This is a genomic window from Paenibacillus sp. EB106-04-04-XG159 (assembly GCF_058791835.1).
This window is the reverse complement of sequence record NZ_JBYTDY010000014.1, coordinates 120,774-129,664: the sequence shown is the minus strand read 5'-3', so window position 1 is coordinate 129,664 and position 8,891 is coordinate 120,774. Positions and strand designations below refer to the sequence as shown.

Genomic DNA, 8,891 nt, shown 5'->3' with positions numbered 1-8,891 from the left:
CCCTGTTCAATACAGAGATCATCTTCTTCAATCTGCCTAGACTTTTTTAGAAGGTCCTTTACAAGGGGTACAGTTTACTATGCAGGCTGCCCTCTCTATTGGAGTTCCTAAAATTCACATTCTTCAAGCGGAATAACCTTTGTCTTATGCTTCAGCTTATAGCCAAGCCATACAGCTATGAACAACGGCAGACCGATGTACGGCATGAGCACATCCAACCAGCTGTAGTCGCCGGATTGAATAATAGGGATGGCTTGGCCAATGATGACGATCAAGCAGAGTCCAAAAGCAAACAGCGGTCCGAACGGAAACCAGCGCGCTTTGTATGGCAATTCATCTAAGCTGCGACCCTGTTTGACAAACGCGCGGCGGAAGCGGTAATGGCTGATTGCGATTCCTAGCCATGCGATGAACCCGCACATACCGGATGCATTCAGCAGCCAGAAGTAAACTTCTCCGTCCCCAAAGAAGGAAGCGAGAAATGCCAGCATACCGACCAAGCTAGTCATAATAATCGCATTGACGGGAACACCACGGCTGTTCAGTCGTCCCAAGAAGCGCGGAGCTTTGCCTTCCTTAGCAAGCACCCACAATATCCGCGAAGATGCATACATACCGGAGTTGCCGGCTGACAATACCGAAGTCAAGATGACGGCGTTCATGACAGAAGCCGCAAAGAGAATGCCCGCTTTCTCGAATACAAGCGTGAACGGGCTGACGCCGATATCCGTAACATCACTTGAAAGCAAGCTTGGGTGTGTATAAGGGATCAGCATCGCGATAACGAAGATCGCTAAGATATAGAATAAAAGGATACGCCAGAAGACCTGACGAATGGCACGAGGCACACTTTCGCTAGGATTCTCACTTTCACCAGCAGCTACAGCGATAAGTTCAGTCCCTTGGAACGAGTACCCTGCGGCCATAAACACACCGAGAATGGCGAAGAATCCCCCGTGAAACGGTCCATCGCCAACTGTAAAGTTGTCAAAACCGATGAAGCCGACCTTCTCACCGCCAATGATACCGAAGATCATCAGAAAACCAACTGCTAAGAATATCAAGACAGTCGAGACTTTTATAATTGCAAACCAGTATTCAGATTCCCCATATCCTTTGACGGACAGAACATTAAGAAAGAAGATGATTGCTAGGAACAAGAAGCTCCATAAGAAAGAGTTGCTGTCTGGGAACCAATACTTAACGATCAAAGTCGCAGCTACAAGTTCCGATGCGATCGTGATCGCCCAGTTAAACCAGAAGTTCCATCCGAGTGCGAAGCCCAAGGCTGGATCGACAAAGCGTGTGGCATACGTACTAAACGATCCGGACTCCGGCATGTATGTTGCAAGCTCGCCTAAGCTTGTCATCAAGAAATAGACCATAATCCCTACAGCCGTGTAGGCGAGCAGTGCCCCGCCTGGACCTGCTTGCGCAATCGCGCCGCCGCTTGCGAGGAACAAGCCTGTTCCGATCGAGCCGCCGAGTGCGATCATGGATAGATGTCTTGTCTTCAGATGGCGCTTCAATTGTTGATTATCCTGACTCATAATGTCCAGTTCACTCCTTAAGATGCTAATCGTAGTATGAGCTGGAAAGGAATTGGTTACACAAAAAAACCGTTCGAAGCGAAAGATGCTTGAACGGCTATACGCGTCCCCCATCGACCCTTCCAAAAGATAGCGCACCATGCAAGGACGGGCATCCTTACATGGCAGTGCTGCGCCTTTCGGCAACAGCCCCAACACGCGCACCGGAAGCAGGTACTGCGCATTTCGGCGGTCAACCCTTTCACGCTGCTTCATCGACGCTTCTACTGTCTCTGCAGCGGTACTCTTGAGAACCGCGACCTCTACCTCACCATGGAATAGAATGAGGATTTATATTGCACTATTATGATGTTGATATAGAAGACAGTATAAGGAATGATATATCACAATTCAATCGGAAAAAAATAGCAGATGCGAAATTCTCCGCCATAACGCACAAGCCCCTTAAGCGAATTCGCTTAAGGAGCTTGCGATAGTTGGACAAGGTTATCAAGACAAGATTAGGCTAGGATTGTCGCGAGCGCGCCATCTGCTGCCATACCGTGCCAGCGGCCTCCTCGCCAGATTCAATGCGCTCCATAGCCATACGGGCTTGCAGTGCTACTTCAAACTCAGAGTCCGCCATGGCTTCGGTTAAAACACCCAGTGCTCGTTCGTCGCCAACTTCATACAGATATCGCGCTGCCCTCCAACGAACAATCTTGTTGTTGTCTTTTAAGGCAAGCATCATGGGCTCAATTGCTGAAGGGTCACCGATATCAGATAATGTATCTCCCGCAGTGCGCTTAACGCTGACAGAGCTGTCTTGAAGCGCTTCAATGAGCAATGGAATGGCTTCGCTAGGAGAGTCCATAGCGCCAAGGTGCACGATGACTAGACGTCTGATCTGGCTCTGCGGATCATGCAGCAATTGGGTATACAGCTCCAAGCGCTCCGGTGAGGGCTCGATGCGATCCAGTGCGGCGTAGCGCAGGTGCCAATCCTGATCCTGCAGCATGTTCTGCAATGTAGCTTCATCCCAAGTCATAAGCTCTTCTTCTATTGGAGCATCCTGCTGCCCGAGCTTAATGGCTTGCTGAACGAGCGAAGCCATACGGTTGTCATCATAAGTGGCTTCCAGCTCCTGTTCGACCTCGCGTGCAATGTCCGCAAGCTCGCCATAGCGTGTGCCGTAATCCTTCAGTCTTCGCTCTTTAACGAACGTGGCGCTTGCCACTTGATGGACAGCCTTGGAGAACCGCTCGGATAGACCGATGCGCTCTTCTTTGCCGCCTGCTTGTACACGAATCTGCATAGGGATAGAGCGGAATAACTGCACATAGACATGTGCTTCGCCATAGTTATATGGATGATCAGCATCATCCTGGTCAACAGCTGAATTAGCTGACCAGCCGAATGCGGCTTGAACCTGGGTAAGAATAGTCGCCCAGTCCGCTTGCGGCTTACGGTCAAGAGCGATAAAATCAGCGGTATGGAATATACTTCTGACACCTTCGATGTCGAGCAGTTGTCGAATTAGAGCAGGTGCGTTCTCTTTATGCTGCGGTGTATAGGTTCTGCGGACGCCGTCCGGCAGCTTAACGTCCAGTTGAAGCTTCATGGAGTTAGGGCTAGGCGTCGGTTCAATTCGCTGCAATTGCATCTTGATCCCTCCTTATGTGATGCAAGTATTACCAGTTCTTATTTTACATGATGATACTGGTTCTCACAAATTCATCGATACACAAAAATATGGGTAAGCATGTATATAGTCTGTATGATCTTAGTTAAACTGGTTCATAGTTGAGATCATGAGTAATACTGTCGAAAATGATTGTAAATGCTAAGGGAATCGGTAATCGTCATTTGCCGTGAGTTGCGGCTTTGATTGTGAGGTGGATGATGAGATGAGGAACATACAGAATAAGAGTCGTGACTACAGCCGGAATAAGAAGCATAGACCGGTATTTGGCAATATGGACAATGTTGCGACGGAGAAGCCCTGGAAGCAGTTTTCGCGTTGGACGCAGAAACGGCATATTCGCGCGCATTACAAGGACTACTCATTTAAGATTTCGCGAAAGCTGCCAGATCTAAACCGTCTTCATACGAATCGTGAACATACAACCATGACATGGATTGGTCATTCTACATTCTTAATTCAGATAGGCGGGCTGAATATAGTAACAGACCCCGTATGGGCAAGTTCTATGGCCTTCGAGAAGCGATTGACGGATCCGGGCATAGCGATAGAGGAGATGCCGCCGGTCGATATCATATTGCTGTCCCATTCGCACTATGATCATCTGCATCTTAAATCGATACGCCAGCTTGCCAATGAGCACACCCGGTTGATTGTGCCTGCTGGACTAAGCAGCAAGATGAAGCGGAAAGGCTTTCTGAACACGGAGGAAATGCATTGGTGGGAAGCCAAGGATGTTGGGAAGGTTCGAATCACGTTCGTTCCGGCACAGCATTGGACCCGACGGACGTTAATCGACACGAACCGCTCGCACTGGGGCGGATTCGTTCTGGAGCATATTGACGGCTCACAGGTTAAGCCGGTTGAGACGATTTATTTTGCTGGGGACAGCGGTTATTTTCGCGGCTTCAAGAAGATTGGGGAGAGGTTTGACATCGATATCAGCTTGATGCCGATAGGCGCGTATGAACCGGAATGGATCATGAGCGCGCAGCATGTATCGCCAGAGCAGGCGGTGCAGGCCTTCCTCGATGTAAATGCGCGGATTATGATCCCGATGCATTACGGCACGTTTAAGCTTGCGGATGATACACCGAAGGAAGCGGTGGATCGATTGATCGCCGCGCGCGATAAGTACGGCATTGATCCTGAGCGCATTCGGATGGCTGCGCTTGGCGAGGTGCTGGATTTAAGTCTGCTCCGCAAATAGTGTGTTCGCGTTGGAAAGGCGCCTTCTCCGTCATAGTGACAGAGAAGGCGCCTTTATTGGTAGTAGAAGCGTTAACGCTGCTTGCTCTTGTGATTCGAGCGTTGAACGGCGGTGTATTGCTTGTTAAGCTGCTTGCCGTGCGCGCGGGCGGCGTGCTTGGTTTCAGAACGCTGCATATGCGCCAGCTCTCGCTGAAGCTTGAAGTAAGCCTTCAAGCGTGAAGGCTCCAGCTCGCCGACTGTGATAGCCGCTTGAACAGCGCAGCCTGGCTCGCTCTTGTGCGTGCAGTCCCCGAAGCGGCAAGCTTCCGCGAGCTGTTCAATATCTTCGAATGCTTGCTGGAGGCCGTCTCCGCTTGTATCATCGCTCGCGATAAGGCCAACTTCACGCATGCCAGGCGTATCGAGGAGCCATGCTCCGTTCGAGAGCGGCACGAGCTCGCGGTGCGTCGTTGTATGACGGCCTTTGCCGTCATCCTCGCGGATCGCCTGCGTAGCCATGACGTGCCTGCCGGTGAGCGCGTTGACGAGCGTTGACTTGCCGACGCCGGACGAGCCGACGAGCACGCACGTGACACCTGGCGCAAGCAGCTCGTGCAGGGCGTCCAATCCGTCTCCGGTCATGGATGAGACCGGGTAGACCGGAGCGCCGGGCACGACGCTCATCGCTTGCGCGGTGCAATCGGCGATAGCGGCCGCGTCCGCAAGCGTGTCGGCCTTCGTCAGAACGACGACCGGCATTGCGCCGCTGTCGTAGGCGAGCGTGGCGTAGCGCTCCAAGCGCCGCGGCTCGAAGTCGAGGCCGAGCGACGAGACGAGCAGCGCGATGTCCGCGTTCGCCGCGATCACCTGCGCGTCGCGCCGATTGCCCGCCACCTTGCGGGCAAACCGTCCGCGCCGCGGCAGCACGCCGGCGATCGTCGCGCGGCCCTCGGCGGCCCGCGGGGCGACGGCAACCCAGTCGCCCACGGCCGGGTAATCGCTCGGCGCTTGCCACATCGCGCGCGCCTGGCCGGACGGCTCGGCGAGCCATTCGCCGCCCTCGCCCCATACCCGGTACAGCCCTTTGTGGGCTAACGCCACACGGGCTGGGACGAGGGCGCCGCCGTAACGTCGTGCGGCGCTCTCGTTCAGATCCGCGAGCCAGTCGCTCCAAGCCTGCTCCCACCGCTCATCCCAGCCTAGCTGCCTTAGCGGCAGCTGTATAGGTTCAAGCACGTGCTGCGCATCTACTACTTTTTCCATATGATAAGCCGCTTGAACGGCACCCTGGTTAAGCTCATCCATAAGACCTTGGTCTTGATGGTGAATGTGATCTTGAACGATATCGTTCAATGAATGGTTATTATTGTTCAACTCGTGTCTTCTCCTCTTGGCTGACGCGCCTTGCGCGCCGCGTATCCGATTAAACTGTAGCGACATGACGACTGTGAAATCGGAAGAAGACGGATATAAGCCCGACTGAAGCCTTGTGTTCGTCTCAGGCTGTATTGCGCTGTATTGCAGCAATCCTAATGCTCTATTAGCGCCTACGGCCGGGATCAGCGGGTAGACCGTACCTCCCGAATGATATGTGTGAACTCTGACATATTACATCCCTCGCTTTCTCGGCATATGTGTTGAATGGCTGATCATGGAATCTTAACTCAACATCGATATTATATAGGAAAATATGTAAAACTGCTATAAGCTTGCACACTATACGTTGCTGAACCTCGTAGAAGCGGACACCAGAGCCGCTATTTAAGAAAAATGAAGCATATTTTTAATTTGGCGGACACAGAAGCCGTTATTTGGCGCATCATGTGCCATTTTCGGTTGAATTGGCATGAATAACGGAACCACGGTCCGTTAAGATCGTTCAATAGTGGTATTTTGAGCAAATAACGGCTCGTGTGTCCGCATCGTATCTTCAAGCAGCCACTCATTTTTCGAACATATGCCTTGTTGGGCAACCGCAAGAAGTCTATTGCTGTCGTGTGTGTCGGAGGACCACTACCGCATCCTGTTATTACGAGCAAGCCTTAGCGCATATTTACATAATCAGCTGCGAGGAAGATACCGGGGTATTTCCCTGTTACAGAGAGCGAGCGGCCCTCGCCAGAGTGGATAACGGGTAAAAACCCGCTTACAGCAGCCCGGCGGCGAGGAAGCAGAGCGCCGAGAGTAAGATACCGGGGTATTTCCCCGTTACAGAGAGCGAGCGGCCCTCGCCAGAGTGGCTAACGGGTAAAAACCCGCTTACAGCAGCCCGGCGGCGAGGAAGCAGAGCGCTGCGAGTAAGATACCGGGGTATTTCCCTGTTACAGAGAGCGAGCAGCACTCGCCAGAGTAGATAACGGGTAAAAACCCGTTTACAGCAGCTCTGCGGGGAGAAAGCAAAGCGCCGAGGTGAAGATACCGGGGTATTTCCACGTTACAGATGCGACACAGGCGCAGCAGCAGGCATGCTTGCCAAGCATTTTTTACGGTTGAGCAATAGGCGCTTATATTCATATCAATTGCTATAGACATGCATGATCGTTTTTTAACATTTTCGGTCAATAATGAGTCATGCAAGACTTTAATACATATGTTATAATGATTGCTTGGAAACTATAAAACTCTAAAGGACGGGAATGCCATGATTAGTACTACGGGCGTCACGCTCCGCTACGGCAAACGTGCGCTGTTTGAGGACGTTAACATCAAGTTTACGCCCGGGAACTGCTACGGTCTGATCGGTGCGAATGGAGCGGGCAAGTCAACATTTCTGAAAATATTATCTGGTGAAGTAGAACAAACCAACGGTGATGTACACATTACTCCTGGGGATCGCCTCTCGGTGTTGAAGCAGGATCATTACGCATATGATCAGTATAAAGTATTAGACACTGTAATCATGGGCCATGAGCGCCTGTTTGACATTATGAAAGAGAAAGACGCGCTCTACGCAAAGGCTGACTTCTCAGAAGAAGACGGCATGCGCGCAGGCGAACTGGAAGGCGAATTCGCAGAGCTTGACGGCTGGGAAGCAGAATCCGACGCAGCTGCTATGCTGATCGGATTGGGTATTCCACGCGATCTGCATGATAAGCTCATGTCTGAGCTTGACGGCAATCAGAAGATTCGCGTGCTCTTAGCGCAAGCGTTGTTCGGACGTCCGAGCATCTTGCTCTTAGATGAACCTACCAACCATTTGGATCTCGAGTCCATCAAGTGGCTGGAGAACTTCCTGATGGATTATGAAGGCACAGTTATCGTTGTATCCCATGACCGTCACTTCCTGAACAAGGTGTGTACGCACATTGCGGATATCGATTTTGGTAAGATTCAGCTGTATTCGGGTAACTATGACTTCTGGTACGAGTCTAGCCAATTGGCACAAAATATGATGCGTGACCAGAACAAGAAGAAGGAAGAGAAGATCAAGGAACTGCAGGCGTTTATCCAGCGCTTTAGCGCGAATGCGTCGAAGTCCAAGCAAGCAACTTCCCGTAAGAAGATGCTCGAGAAGATTACGCTTGATGATATCCGTCCTTCTAACCGTAAGTATCCGTTCATCAACTTCAAGTCAGAGCGCGAGGCGGGCAAGCAATTGCTTCAGATCGAAGGCATGACGAAGTCTGTTGATGGTGAGAAGCTGTTTGAAAATATGCACCTAGTTGTCAATAAAGGCGACAAGATCGCGCTCGTGGGACCTAACGGTCTTGCTAAAACGACGCTGATGCAAATTCTGATGGGCGAGCTTGAACCGGATGCAGGGACATTTAGCTGGGGAGTTACGACTTCTCAGGCTTACTTCCCTAAAGACAACTCCGCATACTTCGAAGGCGTAGATTCTTCACTTGTTGACTGGCTGCGTCCATATTCGAAGGAGCAGGATGAGACATTCCTGCGCGGCTTCCTGGGCCGCATGCTGTTCTCCGGTGAAGAAGCGTTGAAGAAGGCTTCTGTGCTGTCCGGGGGAGAGAAGGTTCGCTGCATGCTGTCCCGTATGATGATGATGGGTGCAAACGTATTGCTGCTGGACGAACCGACGAACCATTTGGATCTGGAATCCATCACAGCGCTCAATAACGGTCTCATCGACTTCGACGGAACGATGATCTTCACCTCGCATGACCATCAGTTCATGCAGACGATCGCGAATCGTATCATCGAGATTACACCTAACGGTATTATCGATCGTATCACATCGTACGACGAGTACCTTGAGAGCGAAGAGATCAAGGCGCTTCGCGAGAAGATGTACTCGTAGGAAAGCCGAATTAATCGTTAGATATAGAGAGCTTGAACCCCTTCATCAGGTGGTTTGAGCTCTTTTTAATTGTGTTGGCACGATGCGATACGCCGTGTATTTGAATGTTCATTGCATTTTCAGATGCTAGAGGCTAAAATCATTTTGATAAGTGAAATTATTTCACAACGGAATATGAAGAGGAATTATTCTCTTGTATGGTCGTATCCTG

At 51.1% G+C, this 8,891-nt stretch carries 5 protein-coding genes and 1 riboswitch; of the genes, 2 read left to right on the top strand and 3 right to left on the bottom strand.

Annotated features, from left to right (window positions below; translation table 11 throughout):
• Window positions 1-107 precede the first annotated feature (107 nt).
• Both AC3WTP_RS17340 and AC3WTP_RS17335 read right to left on the bottom strand, forming a co-directional pair.
• On the bottom strand, window positions 108-1,550 hold the full coding sequence (locus AC3WTP_RS17340) for an amino acid permease (RefSeq protein ID WP_492395883.1): 1,443 nt from the start codon (window positions 1,548-1,550) through the stop codon (window positions 108-110).
• A gap of 122 nt (window positions 1,551-1,672) precedes the next feature.
• A riboswitch (Lysine riboswitch) is annotated at window positions 1,673-1,863 on the bottom strand.
• 192 nt (window positions 1,864-2,055) lie between these two features.
• Window positions 2,056-3,192 carry a virulence factor gene (locus AC3WTP_RS17335; protein WP_492395882.1) on the bottom strand — a complete coding sequence of 379 codons (1,137 nt, stop codon included), beginning with the start codon at window positions 3,190-3,192 and terminating at the stop codon, window positions 2,056-2,058.
• A gap of 244 nt (window positions 3,193-3,436) precedes the next feature.
• On the opposite strand from AC3WTP_RS17335, the gene AC3WTP_RS17330 reads away from it, so the two are divergent.
• Window positions 3,437-4,441 (top strand): MBL fold metallo-hydrolase, encoded by a 1,005-nt coding sequence (locus AC3WTP_RS17330; protein ID WP_492395881.1) that lies wholly within the window; start codon window positions 3,437-3,439, stop codon window positions 4,439-4,441.
• 71 nt (window positions 4,442-4,512) lie between these two features.
• On the opposite strand, the gene rsgA is transcribed toward AC3WTP_RS17330, so the two are convergent.
• Window positions 4,513-5,796 (bottom strand): ribosome small subunit-dependent GTPase A, encoded by a 1,284-nt coding sequence (gene rsgA, locus AC3WTP_RS17325; protein WP_492395880.1) that lies wholly within the window; start codon window positions 5,794-5,796, stop codon window positions 4,513-4,515.
• Between the two features lie 1,267 nt (window positions 5,797-7,063).
• On the opposite strand from rsgA, the gene AC3WTP_RS17320 reads away from it, so the two are divergent.
• On the top strand, window positions 7,064-8,680 hold the full coding sequence (locus AC3WTP_RS17320; protein ID WP_492395879.1) for an ABC-F family ATP-binding cassette domain-containing protein: 1,617 nt from the start codon (window positions 7,064-7,066) through the stop codon (window positions 8,678-8,680).
• The last annotated feature ends 211 nt before the right edge of the window (window positions 8,681-8,891 follow it).